The organism is Phyllobacterium zundukense (assembly GCF_002764115.1).
Taxonomy (GTDB): domain Bacteria; phylum Pseudomonadota; class Alphaproteobacteria; order Rhizobiales; family Rhizobiaceae; genus Phyllobacterium; species Phyllobacterium zundukense.
The window spans coordinates 247,023-266,976 of record NZ_CP017944.1 but is presented as its reverse complement, the minus strand read 5'-3'; the positions used below and the strand labels follow the sequence as shown (position 1 = coordinate 266,976).

Here is a 19,954-nt window from a genome sequence, read left to right as displayed (position 1 = left end):
CGGCGGCCGTTTCAAGCCACTTCAATATCGGTGTAAGGGAAGTCATTGCCCTTAAATAACAAGGGCAATTGATGTGCCTTGGCACAGGCGTAAGCAAAGCAATCGCCCATGTTGAGATTAGCCTTATGGCGGCCGCGGCCAAATCTGTTGAATGCAGCAACAGCATCCCTGCCAATTGCTGCAGTGACATCGACTGTTTGAGCATCGGTCTGGTCAATGAAAATATCGACTGCTCGTTCGGCAACTTCGATTGCACAGGACCTCTTGCGGGCGAGGCCGGTTACAGTTTCGTAGACGACCATTGGCGAGATATAAACAGTCGAACCTTGAGTGAGCCGCTCGGAAAGCGAGTCAGCGTCTTCTTCGCCATCGACAATGGCGATCACAGCCGAAGCGTCCACAAATATCATTCGTCGCCCGAAAGGTCGTCGAAGAAAGCTTTATCGGCCTCCAGACCAGTCTTCGGATAACTCCGGTACTCTTCGAAAATCTTCTCCAGCTTTTCGTGCAACGGAGTTTCTCGCTTGGCACGGTCATATTCATGGACAACGGCTTCGCGAATGGCCTCGGTAAGAGTTGTATTCTTCAGCTTTGCCAGCCGTCGCACCGCCTCATCGGTCGCTTTGTCTTTCACGGAAAACGCCATTCTATAACTCCGCGTCTATATGGATATACGCAATTGTCTATAAAATGGCGTCCTTTGCGGTTGAAAGCAAGAGCCGTCACTCCAGATCGAACGCCGCGGCCATCAGCGTCTTGGTATAGGCCTGGTGCGGGGAGTCGAAGATCTCCTCGGTCTGGCCTTCCTCGACGATCTTGCCGTTCTTCATCACGATGACATAGTCGGACATGGCCTTGATCACCGCCAGATCGTGGCTGATGAAGACATAGGAGAGGCCGTGCTTTTTCTGCAGGTCCCGCAAAAGCTCGATCACCTGTCCCTGCACGGAACGGTCGAGCGCCGATGTCGGCTCGTCAAGAATGACCACCTTCGGCTTCAGGATTACGGCGCGGGCAATGGCGATGCGCTGACGCTGGCCGCCGGAAAACTCGTGCGGGTAGCGATTGCGTGCTGCGGGATCGAGGCCGACTTCCTTCAGCGCAGCGACGGCGCGCTTGTCGCGCTCGGTGCGTGACAGTTGCGGCTCGTGAATGAGCAGACCCTCGGTGATGATCTCGCCCACGGTCTGGCGCGGCGACAACGATCCGTAGGGATCCTGGAAGACGAGCTGCAACTCCCTTCGTAGCGGCCGCATGGCGGAGCGGTCGAAGCTCGAGATGTTCTTGTCGCCGAAATGATAATGACCGCCGCTTGGCAGGAGGCGCAGAAGCGCCCGCCCGAGTGTCGATTTGCCGGAGCCGGATTCACCGACGATGCCAATCGTCTGCCCCTTTTTCAGCCGGACGCTCACGCCGTCGACGGCGCGAAAAGCGGTATTGGAGCCGAAGAAGAAACCACCGCCTATGGCGAAATCCACCGTCACGTTACGGCCTTCGAGGATGATGGGCGCTGTATCGGCGGGCGGTTGCTTGGTGCCGCTCGGTTCGGAGGCCAGAAGCATCTTGGTGTAGTCTTCCTTCGGTTGCTCGAAGATATCCTTGATGCTGCCCTTCTCCACCACCTCGCCGCGGCGCATGACGACGACGCGGTCGGCGAAATGCTTGACGATGCCGAGATCGTGGGTGATGAGCACGACGGCCATGCCGAAGCGTTTCTGCAGCGAGCGCAGCAGGTCCAGAATCTGTGCCTGGATCGTCACGTCGAGCGCTGTGGTCGGCTCATCGGCAATGAGGAGGTCAGGCTCGTTGGCCAGCGCCATGGCGATCATGACACGCTGGCGCTGGCCACCGGACATTTCATGCGGATAGGAGTTGATGCGCCGTTCGGGTTCGGGAATGCCGACGAGCTTAAGCAGTTCCAGTACCCGCACCTTCGCCTGTTTGAAGGTGAGGCCCTTGTGATGAACGATAGGTTCGGCGATCTGCCGTCCGATCGTATAGAGCGGATCGAGCGAGGTCATCGGCTCCTGGAAAATCATGGTGATCTTCGAGCCGCGCACTTCATTGAGGCCCTGGAGCGGAAGCCCTACCAGTTCCTTGCCGCGATACTTTGCCGAGCCGGTAACCCGGCCATTATTGGCAAGCAGACCCATGATACCCATCATGGTCTGGCTCTTGCCGGAGCCGGACTCTCCGACAACGGCCAGGGTTTCGCCCGGCTTCACATCGAGGTCGATGCCCTTGACGGCGTTTACATCGCCGTCCGGAGTGGTGAAGTCGACTTTCAGTCCGCGTACGGACAGTACATTTTCGTTGGTGCCCTTTGAATCGGCAGTCATATCAGCGGTCCTTGGGGTCGAGTGCGTCGCGCAACCCGTCGCCGATGAAGTTCAGCGAGAACAGGGTAACGACGAAGAAGATGGCCGGGAAGATCAGCAGCCAGGGTGCGGATTGCATCTTGTTGGCGCCTTCGGAAATCAGCGCGCCCCAACTGGTCAGCGGTGCCTGAACACCAAGGCCGAGGAAGGAGAGGAAGCTTTCCAGAAGAATGACCTTTGGCACGACCACTGTGACGAAAACGATGACCGGTCCGATGGTATTCGGGATGATGTGGCGGCGGATAATCTGCCAGTCAGTCAAGCCGAGCGCTTGTGCGGCGCCGATGAATTCGCGGCGCTTCAGGGCAAGTGTCTGGCCACGCACGATACGGGCCATATCGAGCCATTCCACCGCACCGATGACCAGGAAGATCAGGATGAAGCTGCGGCCGAAGAACACGACCAGCACCACGACGAGGAACACGAAGGGGAGTGAATAGAGAATCTCGACAAGCCGCATCATCACATTGTCAACACGCCCGCCAAGATAGCCGGAGATCGCGCCATAGGTGACGCCCACAGCCAGCGAAACGAGGCTGGCGAGGAAGCCGACGGCGAGCGAAATCTGGCCGCCGAGCATGATGCGAGCCAGCATGTCGCGGCCATTGGTATCCGTGCCGAAGAGGAAATATTCGCGGTGGACCTCCCCGGTCAACTTCAGCGTCCTGCCGTCTTCTTCGGTGGCGGTGACCTGCGTATTGTCGAACTCGTTGGCGCGGTCGAAATAGCGGGTAGCACGCGGATCGATGGGCTGATCGGAATGGATGGTTGCGGTGAAGGTGTTGCCCTCAACGGCGAAGTCGCGAAGCTCGACGCGGGCACGATCCGCAACACCCTTCATTACGTCACCCAGAGTGTCCGCCCTGGGAAGCGGCTCCAGGCTTGGCGGGGCTGTCACATAGGACGGGAACACCTGATCATAGGTATGGTTGATCAGATAAGGCCCGAAGAACGAAAAGATGGTGATGAGCGTGAGCATCACGATGCCGCTCATCGCAGCACGATTGCGGCGGAAGCGGATAACGGCGAGCTGGAACAGGCTGCGCCCCTTGGACTCTTCCGGCGGGATGATGGTCGTGGGGATATCGGTCAGATCAGTCATGACGAACCCTCGGATCAAGAAGGCCGTAGAGAATATCGACCACAAGATTGAAAACGATGACGAAGATCGCCACGAGAACCACTGTTCCCATGACGAGCGTGTAGTCGCGGTTGATTGCACCGAGCACGAAGTACCTGCCCACACCGGGGATGGTGAAGATGGATTCGACGACGGCCGAACCGGTCAGGAGAGCTGCGGCGCATGGCGCGAGATAGGACACCACGGGCAAGAGCGCTCCGCGCATGGCGTGGGTGACCACCACCGCGCGTGACGGCAGCCCATAGGCGCGTGCGGTTCTGATATGGTCGGCGTGCAGGGCTTCGATCATCGAGCCGCGCGTCAGCCGGGCGAACACTGCCAGCTGCGGCAGTGCGAGCGTGATCACCGGAAGGATAAGGAATTTCAGCGACCCGTCGCCCCAGCCGCCGGCAGGCACCCACGACAGCAGCAGGGCAAAGATCAGCGTCAGGATTGGCCCGACAACGAAGTTTGGCACCGTCACACCGGTGGTGGCGACGGACATGACAAGAAAATCGAGAAAACTGTTCTGCCTGAGCGCGGCAAGTGTGCCGACAAGAACGCCGCCGATGAGGGCGAGCAGAAGCGCATAGGTGCCAAGCTGGATCGAGTAAGGCAGGCCCTTGCCGATCAGTTCGGCGATGGTGTTGTCCTTGTAGATGTAGCTCGGGCCGAAATCGCCGGTTACGGCATTTTTCAGATATTGGAGATACTGGTTCCACAGGGGCTGGTCCAGATGGTAGGCCCTCATCAGGTTTTCCATCGTTGCTGGTGGCAGAGGTCTTTCCAGATTGAAGGGACCCCCGGGCGCAAACCGCATGAGGAAAAAGGAAATCGTGACGACAATGAACAATGTCGGCACTGCACTCGCCAGACGGCGAAGAACAAATTGAAACATCGAGTTAATCTCTTCCTGTTGACGTTGCCCCTTGAGAGGCCCCGCTCACACGAGCTGTGTCAGAAGACTGCATTCCGCCGCAAGGTTCAAGAACTTCCATTCGCCGCACTCATGAATGAGACGCGACGATGTGAAATTTCCGGATTGTAAATTTGCTGGCGGAAAACTGGCACATGGTGGCCTGAGCAAACGGAGGCGCGCAACCCGCTATCACGGGTTGCGCGCTCGTTGGTTATTCTACGCTCAGATACTTGCTCAGATGTTCGTTGTTGGCGTTGTCGCCCCAGCCCTTGACCTTATCGTTCACGAGCCAGAGATTGGCGTCGTTCATCAATGGAGCGATCGGTTGATCACGCATGATCAGAGCTTCGGCATCATGCAGGATCTTCGAACGGGCTGCCGGATCGCGCTCTTCATAGGACTTCTTCATCAGCGCATCGAATTCCGGGTTTTCATAATGCCCGTAATTGAAGGTCTTGTTGCTGCTGACGCTGAGGTTGAGGAAGTTCTCCGCATCGGCATAGTCGGCAGTCCAGCCGGCGCGGGCGACGTTGAACTTGCCGCCCTCCTGCAGATAGGCGTAGTGCGACGAGATATCGAGATTCATCAGCGTCACATTGGCGCCGAAGGTTTTCTTCCACATGTCGGCGACGGCCGTAGCGACGCGTTCATGGTTCGGGTTGGTGTTGTAGCGGATTTCGATGTTCAGCGGCTTGCCGCCCTCACCGTAACCGGCCTCCTTCATCAGTTCCACGGCCTTGTCTTCGCGATCGAGCTGCGACATGCCGGCAAAGTCAGGCTTGGCTGGCTCGCCATAGGTCTCAAGCCCCGGAGGAACCATGGAATAGACCGGCAATTTCGTCCCGTTGTAGATATCCTTGGCGAGGAAGTCGCGATCGACGGCCATCGAAAGTGCGCGTCGGACGCGAACGTCGTTGAAGGGTTCGGTACGCGTGTCGAAAGGATAGTAATAGGTCGCTGCTGCCGGAGTCACATGGACCTGTTTCGCATTGGCAGCGCGCAGGCGATCGATCTGGTCGGACGAGAAATTGTAGACGAGGTCGAGTTCGCCGGCTTCGTAGCGCCGAACATTCGCAGCCTGGTCGTCAATCGGATAGAAGATCACCTTGTCGAGCTTGACGTTGGCAGCGTCCCAGTAGTTTTCGTTCTTGACGACAGTCAGATGATCGTTCGGCACGTGCTCGGCGAGCTTGAACGCGCCATTGCCAACGAGCTTGCCCGGCTTGACGAAATCAGCGCCATTCTTCTCGAAGCTTGCCTTGTTGATCGGCAGTGCGGTCTGATGCGACAGGAGCTCGATGAAGAAGGGGGTCGGGCGTTCCAGGGTGATTTCGAGCGTCTTGTCGTCAACGGCCTTCATGCCAAGCTGATCAACCGGCAATTTGCCCTTGTTGATCTGTTCGGCATTCTTGATCGGATAAAGGATATTGGCGTAACCTGCTGCCGTTTTCGGGTCCTCGACGCGGCGCATCGAGAAAATGAAGTCTTCAGCAACCACGGGGGAGCCGTCCGACCATTTTGCATCGGCGCGGATCTTGAACGTGTAGACAGTGCCGTCATCCGATACGGTCCAGCTTTCCGCGGCGCCCGGCACGATCTTGCCGTCGGCGTCATAAACGGTCAGGCCTTCATAGAGGTCCTTGACGATGAAGGCTTCGATGTCGATCGAAGTCTGCGACTGATCGAGGGTCTGCGGCTCGCCGCTGTTGCCGCGATGAAGTACCATTTCGGCCAGTGCCGGGCTTGCGCCGATCATAAGTGATCCAAGCAGCAAGGCCGCACGGAGATTGAGTTTCATAAAGGTCATTTTTCTTTTCCTTCCCCTCTAAGAGAATTGCGAAGGCATGAACAAATGCCAAAATTTTCCCAAAGGCAAGGAGGGTCTAATGCTTTCGTTGTAATATTTTTTGAATACGGGACTTACGAGCACGTCAAAAAATTGTTGCACCATATGGACCAAAGCGCCATTTGACGGCACTTTTCGATGAAAATGCGGCAAATTGCGCGCATATGACAATCGTATCCGGTTTGTGTGGAAAAGCCTGCTTAAGCCCGCTCGATGAAGGATCTACGCCCAAATGCGGGCGGTGGATTGATTGAAGCTTGGCATTGCTGCCTATTCGGACGTTGCCTATATTACCGCGATGCCGACACGAATACACGAAGATACGGAGAATTCCACCTCGGGGTACTCCGCCCTATGACTGCAGTTCCCATTCTCATCATCGCAGCTGTTGCCATGTGTGCGGTCATGGCCATGGCATGGCTCATGCAGCGGGCAACCGGCAATAATGGCTGGGCCGACGTGTTCTGGTCATTCGGGATCGGGGCAATCGGAATTCTCGCCGTGCTGTCGGGCGACATGGTCTCTCCGGCGCGACAATATCTGGTCGTGGCACTGCTTGCCGCCTGGTCGCTGCGGCTTGGCGGGCATGTCCTTGTCCGAACGCTGGGGAGCCACGATGATCCTCGCTATGCCAGATTGCGCGAAGAATGGGGCGATGCCGCCGATCCGCGCATGTTCTTCTTCCTGCAGAGCCACGCCTTTGCTGGCATTATCCTGATCATTTGCGTCTATATCGCCGCAGCACGTCCGGACGTGGAGCTTGAATTTCCCGACTATCTCGGAGCTTTGATCATGCTCATCGCGCTGGCGGGCGAAGCCATTGCCGACTGGCAGCTCAAGCGCTTCCGCAGCGATCCCACCAATCGCGGCAGGATCTGCGATGCCGGACTCTGGCGCTGGTCGCGCCATCCGAATTACTTCTTCGAGTGGCTGGGCTGGACATCCTATGTGCTGATCGCCGCGGATTTCGACGGCGACTATTTCCATGGCTGGCTGACGCTCGCCGCGCCTGTGCTGATGTATATGCTGCTGCGTCATATCTCCGGTGTGCCGCCGCTCGAAGAACACATGCTGGCCTCGCGTGGCAATGCCTTTCGCGATTACCAGCGCCGGACGAGTATCTTCTTTCCGGCACCGCCGAAGCGCTGAGGAAGTCAATCTTTCGTTTCGGAATCGCGCAGGAGTGCTTCAAGCGTTTCCAGCCGGTCCGCTTCGATCGGCGGCTTGTCCCAGCGCAGGCGCGATATGCGCGGGAAACGCATGGCGACGCCGGACTTGTGCCTCTTGGAGCGGTTGAGCCCTTCGAAAGCGACTTCGAGCACAAGGCCATGTTCGGGCTCGGCCCGCACCGAACGCACCGGCCCGAAGCGCTCAGTCGTGTTGTTGCGCACGAATGCGTCCAGCTGTTTCAGCTCATCGTCGGTGAAGCCGAAATAGGCCTTGCCGACCGGGACCAGATGCGGCTCCGTTTCCGGCCCCGTCCACACTGCGAACGTGTAGTCCGAGTAGTAGCTTGAGCGCTTGCCATGACCGCGCTGCGCATAGACGAGCACGGCATCGATGATGAAAGGATCGCGCTTCCACTTGAACCAGGGCCCCTTGGGGCGACCCGGCACATAGGCCGAGGAGCGTTGCTTCAGCATCAGCCCTTCGATGATCGGGTGCGGCGGATTCTTGCGCAATTCGACGAGGTCCTCAAAGGTCTTGTAGGGAACCAGTGGCGAAAGATCGAACCGTGTCGGCTCGAGATTTTTGACGAAGGCTTCGAGCCGGGTGCGGCGTTCGGCAAAGGGCAAGGCACGGACATCCTTCTTGCCGTCGAAGAGCAGGTCATAGAGCCGGACAAAGGCGGGATGGCTCTCGAGCTGCTTGGGGGAAACATTCTTGCGGTTGAGACGCTGCTGCAGGTCGCCGAATGCGCCGATCTCGACGCCGGAATCAGCACTGCGGGCCACCAGCAGCTCGCCATCGAGCGTGCCTTCGAAGGTCATGAAATCGGCGATGTCGGGAAAGGCGTGGGAGATATCATCGCCGGTGCGCGAATAGATGCGGCGCCGCCCGCCCTCCGCGGTCAATTGCACGCGGATGCCGTCCCACTTCCACTCGGCGGCATATTCATCTGCGTTGACCTTCGAGTAATCGGGCTCTTCGAGCGGGGTCGACAGCATGACCGGGCGGAAGGGTGCGGCGGCGAGGCTCTGCGGCTTGTCCGCCTTGTTTTCCAGCCAGGCGAAGAGCGGCTCATAGGGCGGTTTCAACCCGTGCCACAATTCCTCAATCTCGGTGACGTCGACCTCGCCGAATTGCGCCAGCGCCTGCTTAGCGAGCCGCGCCGACACGCCGATGCGCAGGCCGCCAGTGACAAGCTTGAGCAGAGCATAGCGGGCTGAAGCGTCTAGCTGATCCAGCCATCGCTCAACCAGCCGCACCGCATCGCTGCGCGAGGCCCGGGCCAGCGAGCTGATCACTTCGCCAAGGGTGGGCACGGCATTGGCGCGGACGGGTTCGTCCGTGGACCAGACGAGCGAAATGGTTTCGGCGAGATCGCCGACATAATCATAGGAATAGGCGAAGAGCTGCTCATCCATGCGCTCGGCGATGAGTGCGCGGATCATCGCCGGTTTGACATTGGCGATGTCGAGGTCACGGGTAATGGCGGCAAGTGCAAGCCCGCGATCGGGATCGGGCGTGTCGCGGAAATAATCGACAAGCAAAGTAAGCTTGCCATTGCGCGCAGGTGTCAGAACCAGCCTGTCGAGGAGCTGTGCGAATTCCTCCATTAAAATCTAGTCCCCCTCATCCTCGTAGCCGACCAGATGCAGCGGCCGAGCGGCAAAGCCATTCAGGTCGCACCAGCGCACCAAGGCTTCCTCGCGCCCATGCGTCACCCAGACCTGGGAAGGGCCAAGTTCAGTGATCGTATCGGTGAGTTCGTCCCAATCGCAGTGATCGGAAAGGATGATCGGCAATTCCACACCCTGCTGGCGGGCCCTTTGGCGAATGCGCATCCAGCCCGAGGCGAAGCAGGACACGGGATCGGGAAAGCGCCGCGCCCAGCGATCAAGAAAGGCTGATGGCGGACCGACGATGATCGCGCCGGCGAAATCCGCAGTGTCTCCCGTCTCGATGGTTGCGGGAGCTAGGTGTCCGAGGCTAACGCCCTGCGTCTCGTAATAATCGCACAGTTTGGCCAAAGCGCCGTGAATATAAATCGTCCGGTCATAACCTGCATCGCGCAGCATGCGAATGACGCGCTGCGCTTTGCCGAGTGCATAGGCGCCGACGAGGTGCGAGCGTTCGGGAAACTGCTCGACAGATCTCAAAAGCTTGGCGATCTCGTCGCGGCTGTCAGGGTGCCGGAACACCGGCAGCGCGAAGGTCGCTTCGGTGATGAAGACATCGCAGGCGACCGGCTCGAAGCCGAGACAGGTCGGATCGGCGCGCCGCTTATAGTCGCCTGAAGCAACGATGCGCATGCCATCCTTTTCGACGGCGATCTGCGCGGAACCCAGCACATGGCCGGCCGGATGAAAGCTGACGGTGACGCCATTGATCTCGGTAGATTTGCCGAGATCGGCAGCTTGCGTTTCGCCAGCGAAATTCGCGCCATAGCGCAGGCCCATAATGTCGAGCGTCTGTTGCGTCGCCATCACCTTTTGATGTCCGGAGCGCGCATGGTCCGAATGACCGTGAGTAATCAGTGCACGATCCACCGGGCGCACCGGATCGATATAGAAATCGCCGGCTGGTGAATAGAGGCCAGCTGGCGTCGAGCACAGGAGAGCTTCGGGGCGTTTCAGCAAGGTGATCCTCGGGTTTCCCATCTAACGAAGATAGGTCGCATTTCGCTCCATGCAATCCTGACAAACAAAGCCTTGGCGCATTGCCGCCGCACCATTACATTCGCCGCAGTGAGCACCAGCAAAGCACCCCTCGCCGATATCGGCACCCCTCTTCTGCCGCCGCCTTTCCTGAACTGGTTTCAGGCGAAGGGCTGGTCGCCGCGCACGCATCAGCTCGACCTTTTGAGGCAGGCACAGCAGGGGAATTCGACGCTGCTGATCGCCCCGACCGGCGCGGGCAAGACGCTGGCCGGATTCCTGCCGGCGCTGGTCGACCTCGCAAGCCGCGGCAAGAGCAATGCCACGAGCCGCGGCGTTCACACGCTGTATATCTCACCACTGAAGGCACTGGCCGTCGACATTCGTCGCAACCTCGAAAAGCCCATCGATGAAATGGGGCTGGATATCTCTCTGGAAACCCGCACCGGCGATACGCCCGCTTATAAGCGCCAGCGGCAGAAGCTGGCCCCGCCTGATATCCTGCTGACGACGCCGGAACAGCTGGCGCTGCTGATCTCAGCCAAGGATGCCGGGCGTTTCTTCGAAGACCTGCGCTATGTGATCTTCGACGAACTGCATTCGCTTGTCACCTCCAAGCGTGGACACCTTCTGTCACTCGGGCTGGCGCGGTTGCGCCGGCTGCAGCCGGGGGTGCAGACGATAGGCCTCTCCGCCACGGTCGCCGATCCGGATGCGCTGCGGCGCTGGCTGCTGCCACAAACCGGGAATTCGGCGATGGCCAGCCTCGTCACGGTGGAGGGTGGTGCGAAGCCGCACATCACCATCCTCGAAACCGATGACCATATTCCGTGGGCCGGGCACTCGGCGGTCTATGCCCTGCCGGGTATTTACGATGCGATCAAGCGGCATGGGACCACCCTGATCTTCGTCAATACGCGCAGCCAGGCCGAGCGCATTTTCCATGACCTGTGGATGGCGAATGACGACAATCTGCCGATAGCGCTGCATCACGGCTCGCTCGATGTCAGCAAGCGCCGCAAGGTCGAGCAGGCGATGGCCGCCAACGCCCTGCGCGCCGTCGTCGCCACCTCAACGCTCGATCTCGGTATTGACTGGGGCGATGTCGATCTCGTCATCCATGTCGGCGCACCGAAGGGGGCAAGCCGCCTTGCCCAGCGTATCGGCCGCTCCAATCACCGCATGGACGAACCATCGCGTGCCATTCTCGTGCCGGCCAACCGGTTCGAGGTGATGGAATGCCAGGCGGCTCTCGATGCCAATTACATCGGTGCACAGGACACGCCGCCGCTCGGCGAAGGGTCACTTGACGTGCTGGCGCAGCATGTACTCGGGATGGCCTGCGCAGAACCCTTCCGTGCCGATGATCTCTATGAAGAGGTTACCACCGCCCTGCCCTACGCAGCGGTGCCGCGCGAGACCTTCGACCGCATCGTCGATTTCGTCGCGACCGGCGGTTACGCGTTGAAGAGCTATGAGCGTTTCGCCAAAATCCGCCAGACTGTCGACGGTACGTGGCGCGTGACCCATCCGCGCTTTGCCCAGCAATACCGATTGAATGTCGGCACGATCATCGAGGCGCCGAGCCTCAATGTGCGGCTTACCCGCCAGCGCGGCAAGGGGGCCAATGCGCGTGGGGGACCGGTGCTCGGCAAGGTGGAGGAATATTTCGTCGAAGGCCTTAGTCCCGGCGATACGTTCTTCTTCTCCGGCCGCGTGCTGCGCTTCGAGGGTATTCGCGAGAATGAGTGCATCGTGTCGAACGCGGAGGGCTTTGATGCCAAGATTCCGGCCTATGCCGGCGGCAAATTCCCGCTGACCACCTATCTCGCCGACCAGGTGCGCTCCATGCTGGGCGATCCGGCACGGTGGGGCGCCTTGCCGGATCAGGTCAGCGACTGGCTGCGCATCCAGAAAGACAGATCCGTGCTGCCGCAGCCTGGCAGCCTGCTTGTCGAGACGTTCCCGCGCGGCGAGCGCTCCTACATGGTGACTTATCCTTTTGAAGGCAGGCTGGCGCACCAGACGCTCGGCATGCTGCTGACGCGGCGGCTGGAAAGGGCCAAGGCCCGCCCTCTCGGCTTCATCGCCACGGATTATGCGCTTACGATCTGGGGCCATCGCGACATGGGTCGCATGTTCAAAAACGGCGAACTGCCGCTGGCGGAACTCTTCAACGAGGACATGCTGGGCGACGACCTCGAAGCGTGGCTGGCGGAAAGCTGGATGCTGAAGCGAACCTTCCGCAATTGCGCGCTCATCTCCGGCCTCGTGGAAAAACGCCACCCTGGTCAAGAGAAGTCCGGCCGGCAGGTGACGGTCTCGACCGACTTGATTTATGACGTGCTGCGGGAGCACGAGCCGGACCACATCCTGATCCAGGCGACACGTGCCGATGCCGCAACGGGCCTCCTCGACATTCGCCGTTTGGCCGATATGCTAAGCCGAATCAAGGGGCATATCGTACACAAGGATCTCGACCGGATTTCGCCGCTCGCCGTTCCCGTAATGATGGAAATCGGCAAGGAACGCGTTCCTGGCGAAGCGCATGAAAGGCTGCTGGAAGAGATCGCCGACGAGCTGACCCGCGAAATGATGGACCATAGATGAATTTGGCATTTCAGGCGACGAAGACAGCTTTGCACGGCACGGCCGAAATGGTCATTGCCGGGCAGCGGGCCGTCTGCGATCCGTCTGGGGCGCTTTACCTCGAAAGTGACCGGATTCTTGTTGTGTCCGATCTGCATTTCGAAAAGGGCTCTTCCTTTGCCCGCCGCGGCATGATGCTGCCGCCCTACGATACGGCGACGACGCTGGCTGCGCTTGCCAAGGTCATCGCGCGATACAATCCGGTCTGTGTAATCAGTCTCGGCGACAGTTTCCACGATGGCGATGCGGCGGCCCGCCTGCCTGCACTCTATGCAGCGGAACTTGCCGTGCTGATGGCGGGACGCGAGTGGATCTGGATCACCGGCAACCACGACCCGGAGCATCCTGCGAATCTGCCGGGCGAGACATTCACGGAACTGGCGCTCGGTAATCTCGTCTTCCGGCATGAGCCGTCGAAGATGCCCTGCCCCGGCGAGATCGCCGGGCACCTGCATCCGGCGGCCAAGGTGGTGCGCCGCGGGCAAGCAGTGCAGCGGCGCTGTTTCGCCAGCGACCAATCGCGCATGATCATGCCGGCCTTCGGCGCCTATACGGGTGGGCTCAACATTCTCGGCCGAGCATTTCACGGGCTGTTCGATGCCCACGCGATCACCGCCTATATGCTCGGCCATGCACGGGTCTATCCGATGATAAGGAAGGCGCTTTATCTCTAACGTTTCTTGGCGCGTTCGTAGACTGCATTGCGCTCTCGTTTCCCCACTGCGACAACGATAATTGTTATGGTCTCGTCATCTACGCGATAAACCAGCCGGTAGCCGGCCTGACGCAGCTTGATCTTGTAGTGATCGGGCATGCCATGCAGCGCCGCGCTTGGAATACGCGGAGCATCAAGCCGTTCTTTCAGCTTTTTGACAAATTGCTGGCGTATGGTGGCTCCAAGTTTGTCCCATTCCTTCCGCGCCGAAGGCAGGAATTCGAGCTTAAAGCTCATTGATGTCGACCGGAACACCCTCTTCGCCGGAGCGAGATTCGATGATTTCAGCAAGATGGAGATCATCAAGCCGATCGAGCATGGCTTCATAGACGTCTGCCGGGACCATGTAAGCCATAATCCGATTATGGTTGAGCACTGCCACAGCCTCGCCATTTGCTTCATTCATGATGGCCGTGGGGCTCTTTTTGAGGTCGGACACGCTCACGGCGACCGGAGCTTCGACACGCTGCATGGTGTTCTCCAATGTGTACGAATTTCAGTATCATTTAAGATATGGTAATTCATGCCTAATTTGAAGACGCGTTGCCGCGAAATTTTGCAACTATTCAAATTGGCAAGCGCCCGTCTTCCTTCAGCGTGTCGAGCACGATGGCGGTTTTGACATTCTGCACCGATTCGTGCGGCAGCAGGACGTCATTGACGAAGGCCGACAACGAGCGCAAGTCCGGCGTCACCACCTTGATGAAGTAGTCCATCTCGCCGGTCAGCGCATGGGCTTCCATCACTTGCGGCAGGTTGGAGATCAGTTCGGAGAAACGCCGCGCATTGTCCCGGTTGTGGGTCGCAAGCGTCACGGAGATGATGTTGACGATGCCGAGGCCAAGCTTTTCCCGGTCTATTTCCGCCCGGTAACCGCGAATATATCCTTCCTCCTCTAGCCTGGTACGGCGGCGTGAACATTGCGATGGCGAGAGGTTGATCCGCTCGGAAAGCTCGTTGTTCGTCAACCGCCCGTCTTCCTGCAGGCAGATGAGTATTTTGCGGTCAGATGGGTCAAGTTGCTCCATTCATGCGCCCTTTGCTAATAATATGCATGAAACATGCAAAACATACCCCCGATGAGCGTGTAAATGCAAGCACATTGCGGGTGATCTGCGCGATAATACGGACAACCGAATGGAGGATGATATGGGCCCGTTTCCGCATGACGCACCGAAGGCTGTAATCAGCAACGACAACCCTGCCGGAACGGATGGCTTCGAATTCGTCGAATTCTCGCATCCTGAGCCGGAAAAGCTGGAAGAGCTGTTTGCCCGCATGGGCTACATGCCGGTTGCCCGACATAAGACCAAGAACATAACGGTGTGGCGCCAAGGCGATATCAATTACATCCTCAATGCCGAGCCAGGTTCTCACGCTACCAAATTCGTCGAGAAGCATGGACCATGCGCGCCCTCCATGGCCTGGCGCGTGGTGGATGCCAAGCATGCGTTCAACCATGCGGTGGCAAAAGGTGCGACGCCCTATGAAGGCGATGACAAGACGCTCGATGTTCCGGCCATTGTCGGCATTGGCGGATCGATGTTGTATTTCGTCGAAACCTATGGCGACAGGGGCTCGGCCTATGAAGCCGAGTTCGAATGGCTGGGTGAACGCGACCCAAAGCCGGAAGGCGTCGGCTTCTACTATCTCGACCACCTGACCCACAATGTCTATCGCGGCAACATGGACAAGTGGTGGGCGTTCTATCGGGAGCTCTTCGGCTTCAAGCAGATCCATTTCTTCGATATTGCCGGCAAGCTGACAGGCCTTGTGTCGCGCGCCATCACCTCGCCCTGCGGCAAGATTCGCATTCCGTTGAATGAATCCACCGACGACAAGAGCCAGATCGAGGAGTACCTGCGCAAGTACAAGGGCGAAGGCATCCAGCACATCGCAGTCGGGACGGAGGCGATCTATGACGCAACCGACAAGCTTGCCGATAACGGGCTGAAATTCATGCCCGGGCCGCCGGAAACCTATTACGAGAAATCGCATGACCGCGTGCACGGCCATGACGAGCCGATCGAGCGGATGAAGAAACACGGTATTCTGATCGATGGCGAAGGCGTCGTTGATGGCGGCATGACCAAGATCCTCTTGCAGATATTCTCCAAGACGGTGATCGGGCCGATCTTCTTCGAATTCATCCAGCGCAAGGGTGATGAGGGCTTTGGCGAGGGCAATTTCCGCGCCCTGTTCGAGTCGATCGAGGAAGACCAGATCCGTCGCGGCGTGATCAAGATCGAGGCGGCGGAGTAGGCGATAACAGCAGCATTGCTTTGGGTGTAATTATGACCTAAATTATGGTCATAAGGAGCATTGCTGTGAACGTTTCAATCGCGGAAGCGAAAGCCAAATTTTCAGAGCTCGTCGCCCGTGCACAGTCAGGCGAGAAGATCGTCCTCACGCGTCACGGCAAGGCGGTCGCAACCATATCGCCCCTGCCCAATCAGAATGTCCAGCCCGGTAGCCTGATTGGCGCCCTGAAGGGACGCGTGAAGATTTCGGACGACTTCAATGATCTTGGCGAGTGGGATGATTACGTCAAGTGAGCCGTCCGCTCTATCTTATCGACACGCATGTGCTGCTGTGGGCTGTCAGCGACGATTCGAGACTTTCACGGTCGCAACGCGCCATCCTTCAGCAGGGTAATGGCCTCATCGTCAGCGTCGCCTCCATCTGGGAGATCGCGATTAAGCGCGCCTTGGGCAAACTTGTCCTCGATGGCGATATTGTCGATACGGTAAGGGCGCACAACATTCCGTTCCTTGCGGTCAACGAGCTGCATGCGGCGCGTACGGAACAACTAGGCGATCACCACCGAGCCCCCTTTGACCGCATGCTCATAGCCCAGGCGCAGATGGAAAACCTGACAATCCTGACATCGGATAAGATATTCAGCCAGTACGATGTGACGGTAATCTGACATCCGGTTTTCCCCATAGGATGGGGGGCTGTGTCGGCGATGTCTATTCGGAAGGCTTCACCCGGTCAGGATGGGCTGCAGCAAAGGCTTTGATCGTCTGACAACGTTCAGCGATCGCATTGACGCGCTTGAGATTATCAATGTCCGCGCCCCAGCGCCGGGCGTTGTAAACCTGCGGCACAAGACAGAAATCCGCCATGCCGGGCGTGTCGCCATGGCAGAATTTGCCCGTATCGGGATGATCCAGCATCGCCTCGAACGCCAAGAGCCCTTCAGCGATGAACTTGCGCATCCAGAGCTCACGCACCTCCTCGCCTCCGCCTGTCAGTTGCATGACATGCGCTATCACGCCCATATTGCAGACGGGGTGTATCTCCATGGCGATGGCATGAGACAGGGACCGTACCCGCTGGCGCGCCCCGGGGTCAGGCGGCAGGAAGCCGGCATCGGGGTAAATTTCATTGAGATACTCGATGATCGCGAGCGACTGCGTCATCATCCGCCCGTCCATGGCAAGTGTCGGTACCAGGCCCTGCGGGTTGCGGCAGAGATGATCGACGCCCTTATGTTCGTTCTTCAGTAAATTGACGGGCACGGTTTCATACTCAAGCCCAAGAAGGTTGAGCGCAATGCGCACCCGGTAACTGGCGGACGAGCGCCAGTAGTCATAGAGAATTGCCTTACCGGTCATAGTGGACGACCTGTTGCTCGATGGCACCGAAGATCGAGCGGCTATGCTCGTCCTTCATCTCGATCCGCACGACGTCGCCGAAGCGCATGAAAGGAGTCTGAGGCGCGCCATGCTTGATGGTCTCGATCATGCGGATTTCGGCGATGCAGGAATAACCGGCGCCGCCGTCTTCCACAGGCATGCCCGGGCCGCCGTCGAGCTTGTTGGACACGGTGCCGGAGCCGATGATCGCTCCGGCGGAAAGCGGCCGCGTCTTCGCGGCATGGGCAATCAACGTGGGAAAATCGAAGGTCATGTCGATACCGGCATTGGCGCGGCCGAAAGGCTTGCCGTTGAGATCGACCTGCAGCGGAAGATGAACCCTGCCGTCACGCCAGGCATCGCCCAATTCGTCGGGTGTCACCGCCACCGGTGAAAAGGCCGAGGAGGGCTTGGACTGGAAGAAGCCGAACCCCTTGGCGAGTTCAGCCGGAATGAGCCCGCGCAGGCTGACATCGTTGACGAGCATGATAAGCCGGATCGCGTTTCGTGCTTCATCGACGCTGATGCCCATCGGCACGTCGTCGACGATCACAGCGACTTCGCCCTCCATGTCGATGCCATAAGCTTCATCCGCCACCCAGATCGGTTCGCGTGGACCCAGGAAACTGTCGGAGCCCCCCTGATAGATCAGCGGATCGGTCCAGAAGCTCGCAGGAATCTCGGCGCCGCGCGCCTTGCGCACCAGCTCGACGTGATTGACATAGGCCGAACCATCGGCCCACTGATAGGCGCGTGGAAGCGGCGACAGGGCTTCATGTTCGTGAAACCGCCCGGTCGGAACGGCGCCATGTTCAAGGCTTGTGGCGAGCGCTTCCAGATGCGGGGCGAGGCGCGACCAGTCGTCGAGCGCTGACTGCAGGGTTGGTGTCAGGAAGGAAGCATCGGTGTAGCGCGTCAGGTCCTTCGATACGATGACGAGCTTGCCATCCCGTGTTCCGTCGTTCAGCGAGGCGAGTTTCATTCTGACCAGTCTCCCTCGGGTGTGCCGTTGAACCGCTTCTTCAGGTCTGTCCAGCAATCCGCATAATTGTCCTGCAGCGACTCAAGCTCCGCGGCAAAGCGGGTAAGGTGCTGCGGAAAACGCGTCTCGAACATGAACGCCATGGTGCTTTCGAGACGATGCGGCTTGAGCTCCACCGTCGAAGCCTTGTTGAAACCCATTGCATCGGGACCATGCGGCAGCATCATGTTGTGCAGGCTCATGCCGCCGGGCACAAACCCCTCCTCCTTGGCATCGTACTGACCATATACCAGTCCCATGAATTCCGACATGATGTTGCGGTGGTACCAGGGGGGGCGGAAACTGTGCTCGGCCACGAGCCAGCGTGGCGGGAAAATCACGAAATCGACATTGGCTGTTCCCTCTTCGCCGGAAGGTGCGGTGAGCACGGTGAAGATGGACGGATCGGGGTGATCGAACAGGATCGCGCCGACGGGCGAGAAGGTGCGCAGGTCATATTTGTACGGCGCATAATTGCCGTGCCATGCGACAACGTCGAGCGGCGAATGGTCGAGCGTGGTTTCATAGAACTTGCCGCACCATTTCACATGCAAACGGCATGGCACCTCCTTGTCCTCGTAGGCTGCGACCGGTGTCTTGAAATCCCGCGGATTGGCAAGGCAGTTGGCACCGATCGGGCCGCGATCGGGTAGCGAGAATTTCGCTCCATAGTTCTCGCAGATATAGCCGCGCGCCTCGCCATCGAGTGCTGCTACCTTGACCATCATGCCGCGCGGAATGATGCAGATCTCCGAGGGTTCGACTTCGATGATACCCATCTCTGTGAAGATACGAAGCCTGCCTTTTTCCGGTACCAGCAGCAACTCGCCATCCGCGTCGAAGAAATAGTCGTCCTCCATGTCACTGTTGAAGGCATAGACATGCGCCGCCATGCCCGCCTGCCCATGCACATCGCCGGCCGTGGTCATGGTGCGGACACCGTCGATAAAATTGACCGGCTCCTTCGGCATAGGCGTAGGGTTCCAGCGCAACTGGCCGATCGGTAGTTCATGGTCGTCGAGATTGGGCGCGGTCTTCCAGTGTTCGCGGCGTGCCGGGGTGAAGCGTCCGCTGTGCTTGACGGAAGGGCGAATACGATAGAGCCACGAACGCTCGTTGATGCCGCGCGGGGCGGTGAAGGGTGAACCGGAAAGCTGTTCGGCATAAAGCCCGTAGGCGCAACGCTGCGGCGAGTTCTGTCCCTGCGGCAGGGCGCCCGGCAAGGATTCGGTTTCGAAATCATTGCCGAAGCCCGGCATATAATGAAAAGCGGCCATGGTTCCTCCTCCATCCTAGACCAATTTAGTTGCAATTGTGACGATCTATTTTGTAACTATCAACTGCGAATGGGGATTTGCTGTAATGACCGATGAGACACCCGAGCGACCGCCGCTGATACTGGAGGACTTCATCCCCTATCGGCTGAACAAGGCGGCCGAGGCCGTCAGTCAGCGCTTCGCCAGTCTCTACCGGGATCAGTACGGTCTGACACGGCCGGAATGGCGCACTCTGGCGACGCTTGGGCAGTTCGGCACGCTGACGGCAACGGCCATTGGCGTGCACTCCTCCATGCACAAGACCAAAGTTTCGCGAGCAGTCTTCGCGCTTGAGCAGCGGCGCTGGCTGCAACGCAAACGTGACGGAGACGACCGGCGCATCGAGAATCTGGAGCTCACGGCTGCAGGGCGTCGGGCATACGTCGATCTCGCCAAGATAGCGCATGCGTTCGAGGCCGAACTGCTGGCGAACCTCGGCCAACGCGGCGAGAAAGAGCTGAAAGCCGGGTTGGCTGCGTTGGAGGCATATTTTAGATAGAGCGATGCTTAATATTGTCTTAGGGCCGA

The 19,954-nt window shown here is 58.8% G+C and carries 21 protein-coding genes; 7 read left to right on the top strand and 14 right to left on the bottom strand.

Annotation, left to right across the window (positions count from 1 at the left end; genetic code table 11):
* Nucleotides 1-11: 11 nt before the first annotated feature.
* The 6 genes from BLM14_RS29690 to BLM14_RS29665 all read right to left on the bottom strand — a co-directional run bounded on the left by BLM14_RS29690 (nt 12) and on the right by BLM14_RS29665 (nt 6,224).
* Nucleotides 12-386, bottom strand: a complete 375-nt coding sequence (locus BLM14_RS29690) for a type II toxin-antitoxin system VapC family toxin (protein WP_237143739.1) — start codon at nt 384-386, stop codon at nt 12-14.
* 20 nt (nt 387-406) lie between these two features.
* Nucleotides 407-646, bottom strand: coding sequence for a type II toxin-antitoxin system VapB family antitoxin (locus tag BLM14_RS29685; protein WP_100003627.1), 240 nt, complete (start codon nt 644-646; stop codon nt 407-409).
* A gap of 76 nt (nt 647-722) precedes the next feature.
* Nucleotides 723-2,339: an ABC transporter ATP-binding protein gene (locus tag BLM14_RS29680; RefSeq protein ID WP_100003626.1), complete on the bottom strand. Its 1,617-nt coding sequence runs from the start codon at nt 2,337-2,339 to the stop codon at nt 723-725.
* A gap of 1 nt (nt 2,340) precedes the next feature.
* Complete coding sequence (locus BLM14_RS29675; RefSeq protein ID WP_100003625.1) at nt 2,341-3,480, bottom strand: ABC transporter permease; 1,140 nt, start codon at nt 3,478-3,480, stop codon at nt 2,341-2,343.
* Nucleotides 3,473-4,396, bottom strand: a complete 924-nt coding sequence (gene oppB / locus BLM14_RS29670) for an oligopeptide ABC transporter permease OppB (protein ID WP_100003624.1) — start codon at nt 4,394-4,396, stop codon at nt 3,473-3,475. Before oppB ends, BLM14_RS29675 begins: the two co-directional genes overlap by 8 nt.
* A 232-nt stretch (nt 4,397-4,628) precedes the next feature.
* The gene (locus BLM14_RS29665) at nt 4,629-6,224 is read right to left on the bottom strand and encodes a peptide ABC transporter substrate-binding protein (protein WP_100003623.1); all 1,596 of its coding nucleotides are present in this window, start codon (nt 6,222-6,224) and stop codon (nt 4,629-4,631) included.
* A 393-nt stretch (nt 6,225-6,617) separates the two neighbouring features.
* On the opposite strand from BLM14_RS29665, the gene BLM14_RS29660 reads away from it, so the two are divergent.
* Nucleotides 6,618-7,412 (top strand): DUF1295 domain-containing protein, encoded by a 795-nt coding sequence (locus BLM14_RS29660; protein ID WP_100003622.1) that lies wholly within the window; start codon nt 6,618-6,620, stop codon nt 7,410-7,412.
* Nucleotides 7,413-7,417: 5 nt separating this feature from the next.
* Here BLM14_RS29660 and BLM14_RS29655 read toward each other — a convergent pair whose 3' ends face one another.
* A complete protein-coding gene (locus tag BLM14_RS29655) occupies nt 7,418-9,043 on the bottom strand; it encodes a cisplatin damage response ATP-dependent DNA ligase (RefSeq protein ID WP_100003621.1) in 1,626 nt (541 codons plus the stop codon).
* A gap of 6 nt (nt 9,044-9,049) precedes the next feature.
* The gene (locus tag BLM14_RS29650; RefSeq protein WP_237143738.1) at nt 9,050-10,087 is read right to left on the bottom strand and encodes a ligase-associated DNA damage response exonuclease; all 1,038 of its coding nucleotides are present in this window, start codon (nt 10,085-10,087) and stop codon (nt 9,050-9,052) included.
* An 87-nt stretch (nt 10,088-10,174) separates the two neighbouring features.
* Here BLM14_RS29650 and BLM14_RS29645 point away from each other — a divergent pair, with 87 nt between their 5' ends.
* Both BLM14_RS29645 and pdeM read left to right on the top strand, forming a co-directional pair.
* Nucleotides 10,175-12,694, top strand: a complete 2,520-nt coding sequence (locus tag BLM14_RS29645; protein ID WP_100003682.1) for a ligase-associated DNA damage response DEXH box helicase — start codon at nt 10,175-10,177, stop codon at nt 12,692-12,694.
* Nucleotides 12,691-13,407, top strand: coding sequence for a ligase-associated DNA damage response endonuclease PdeM (gene pdeM, locus BLM14_RS29640; protein WP_100003620.1), 717 nt, complete (start codon nt 12,691-12,693; stop codon nt 13,405-13,407). The genes BLM14_RS29645 and pdeM overlap by 4 nt, the downstream gene beginning before the upstream one ends.
* Here the strand turns inward: pdeM and BLM14_RS29635 are convergent.
* The 3 genes from BLM14_RS29635 to BLM14_RS29625 form a co-directional block, all read right to left on the bottom strand.
* Nucleotides 13,404-13,685 carry a type II toxin-antitoxin system RelE family toxin gene (locus tag BLM14_RS29635; RefSeq protein WP_100003619.1) on the bottom strand — a complete coding sequence of 94 codons (282 nt, stop codon included), beginning with the start codon at nt 13,683-13,685 and terminating at the stop codon, nt 13,404-13,406. The genes pdeM and BLM14_RS29635 overlap by 4 nt on opposite strands.
* Nucleotides 13,675-13,920 (bottom strand): type II toxin-antitoxin system Phd/YefM family antitoxin, encoded by a 246-nt coding sequence (locus BLM14_RS29630; protein ID WP_100003618.1) that lies wholly within the window; start codon nt 13,918-13,920, stop codon nt 13,675-13,677. Before BLM14_RS29630 ends, BLM14_RS29635 begins: the two co-directional genes overlap by 11 nt.
* Nucleotides 13,921-14,014: 94 nt before the next feature.
* The gene (locus BLM14_RS29625) at nt 14,015-14,476 is read right to left on the bottom strand and encodes an Lrp/AsnC family transcriptional regulator (protein WP_100003617.1); all 462 of its coding nucleotides are present in this window, start codon (nt 14,474-14,476) and stop codon (nt 14,015-14,017) included.
* Between the two features lie 121 nt (nt 14,477-14,597).
* On the opposite strand from BLM14_RS29625, the gene hppD reads away from it, so the two are divergent.
* The 3 genes from hppD (at nt 14,598) to BLM14_RS29610 (ending at nt 16,377) form a co-directional block, all read left to right on the top strand.
* Nucleotides 14,598-15,710: a 4-hydroxyphenylpyruvate dioxygenase gene (gene hppD / locus BLM14_RS29620; protein ID WP_100003616.1), complete on the top strand. Its 1,113-nt coding sequence runs from the start codon at nt 14,598-14,600 to the stop codon at nt 15,708-15,710.
* Nucleotides 15,711-15,775: 65 nt separating this feature from the next.
* Nucleotides 15,776-16,003: a type II toxin-antitoxin system Phd/YefM family antitoxin gene (locus BLM14_RS29615; RefSeq protein WP_100003615.1), complete on the top strand. Its 228-nt coding sequence runs from the start codon at nt 15,776-15,778 to the stop codon at nt 16,001-16,003.
* Nucleotides 16,000-16,377 (top strand): type II toxin-antitoxin system VapC family toxin, encoded by a 378-nt coding sequence (locus BLM14_RS29610; protein WP_100003614.1) that lies wholly within the window; start codon nt 16,000-16,002, stop codon nt 16,375-16,377. Before BLM14_RS29615 ends, BLM14_RS29610 begins: the two co-directional genes overlap by 4 nt.
* A 43-nt stretch (nt 16,378-16,420) precedes the next feature.
* Here the strand turns inward: BLM14_RS29610 and maiA are convergent, their stop codons facing one another.
* Genes maiA through hmgA form a run of 3 tightly spaced genes read right to left on the bottom strand, consistent with a single transcriptional unit; the run spans nt 16,421 to nt 19,387 of the window.
* The gene (gene maiA / locus BLM14_RS29605; protein ID WP_100003613.1) at nt 16,421-17,068 is read right to left on the bottom strand and encodes a maleylacetoacetate isomerase; all 648 of its coding nucleotides are present in this window, start codon (nt 17,066-17,068) and stop codon (nt 16,421-16,423) included.
* Nucleotides 17,058-18,071: a fumarylacetoacetate hydrolase family protein gene (locus BLM14_RS29600; protein WP_100003612.1), complete on the bottom strand. Its 1,014-nt coding sequence runs from the start codon at nt 18,069-18,071 to the stop codon at nt 17,058-17,060. The genes maiA and BLM14_RS29600 overlap by 11 nt, the downstream gene beginning before the upstream one ends.
* The gene (hmgA, locus tag BLM14_RS29595) at nt 18,068-19,387 is read right to left on the bottom strand and encodes a homogentisate 1,2-dioxygenase (protein WP_100003611.1); all 1,320 of its coding nucleotides are present in this window, start codon (nt 19,385-19,387) and stop codon (nt 18,068-18,070) included. Before hmgA ends, BLM14_RS29600 begins: the two co-directional genes overlap by 4 nt.
* A gap of 85 nt (nt 19,388-19,472) precedes the next feature.
* On the opposite strand from hmgA, the gene BLM14_RS29590 reads away from it, so the two are divergent.
* On the top strand, nt 19,473-19,925 hold the full coding sequence (locus BLM14_RS29590; protein WP_100003610.1) for a MarR family winged helix-turn-helix transcriptional regulator: 453 nt from the start codon (nt 19,473-19,475) through the stop codon (nt 19,923-19,925).
* The last annotated feature ends 29 nt before the right edge of the window (nt 19,926-19,954 follow it).

What these genes read in the sequence shown, in the direction of transcription:
- BLM14_RS29685 (WP_100003627.1), bottom strand. Translation starts at nt 646, where the DNA reads ATGGCGTTTTCCGTGAAAGACAAAGCGACCGATGAGGCGGTGCGACGG.
- BLM14_RS29680 (WP_100003626.1), bottom strand. Translation starts at nt 2,339, where the DNA reads ATGACTGCCGATTCAAAGGGCACCAACGAAAATGTACTGTCCGTACGC.
- BLM14_RS29675 (WP_100003625.1), bottom strand. Translation starts at nt 3,480, where the DNA reads ATGACTGATCTGACCGATATCCCCACGACCATCATCCCGCCGGAAGAG.
- oppB (WP_100003624.1), bottom strand. Translation starts at nt 4,396, where the DNA reads ATGTTTCAATTTGTTCTTCGCCGTCTGGCGAGTGCAGTGCCGACATTG.
- BLM14_RS29665 (WP_100003623.1), bottom strand. Translation starts at nt 6,224, where the DNA reads ATGACCTTTATGAAACTCAATCTCCGTGCGGCCTTGCTGCTTGGATCA.
- BLM14_RS29660 (WP_100003622.1), top strand. Translation starts at nt 6,618, where the DNA reads ATGACTGCAGTTCCCATTCTCATCATCGCAGCTGTTGCCATGTGTGCG.
- BLM14_RS29655 (WP_100003621.1), bottom strand. Translation starts at nt 9,043, where the DNA reads ATGGAGGAATTCGCACAGCTCCTCGACAGGCTGGTTCTGACACCTGCG.
- BLM14_RS29650 (WP_237143738.1), bottom strand. Translation starts at nt 10,087, where the DNA reads ATGGGAAACCCGAGGATCACCTTGCTGAAACGCCCCGAAGCTCTCCTG.
- pdeM (WP_100003620.1), top strand. Translation starts at nt 12,691, where the DNA reads ATGAATTTGGCATTTCAGGCGACGAAGACAGCTTTGCACGGCACGGCC.
- BLM14_RS29635 (WP_100003619.1), bottom strand. Translation starts at nt 13,685, where the DNA reads ATGAGCTTTAAGCTCGAATTCCTGCCTTCGGCGCGGAAGGAATGGGAC.
- BLM14_RS29630 (WP_100003618.1), bottom strand. Translation starts at nt 13,920, where the DNA reads ATGCAGCGTGTCGAAGCTCCGGTCGCCGTGAGCGTGTCCGACCTCAAA.
- BLM14_RS29625 (WP_100003617.1), bottom strand. Translation starts at nt 14,476, where the DNA reads ATGGAGCAACTTGACCCATCTGACCGCAAAATACTCATCTGCCTGCAG.
- hppD (WP_100003616.1), top strand. Translation starts at nt 14,598, where the DNA reads ATGGGCCCGTTTCCGCATGACGCACCGAAGGCTGTAATCAGCAACGAC.
- maiA (WP_100003613.1), bottom strand. Translation starts at nt 17,068, where the DNA reads ATGACCGGTAAGGCAATTCTCTATGACTACTGGCGCTCGTCCGCCAGT.
- BLM14_RS29600 (WP_100003612.1), bottom strand. Translation starts at nt 18,071, where the DNA reads ATGAAACTCGCCTCGCTGAACGACGGAACACGGGATGGCAAGCTCGTC.
- hmgA (WP_100003611.1), bottom strand. Translation starts at nt 19,387, where the DNA reads ATGGCCGCTTTTCATTATATGCCGGGCTTCGGCAATGATTTCGAAACC.
- BLM14_RS29590 (WP_100003610.1), top strand. Translation starts at nt 19,473, where the DNA reads ATGACCGATGAGACACCCGAGCGACCGCCGCTGATACTGGAGGACTTC.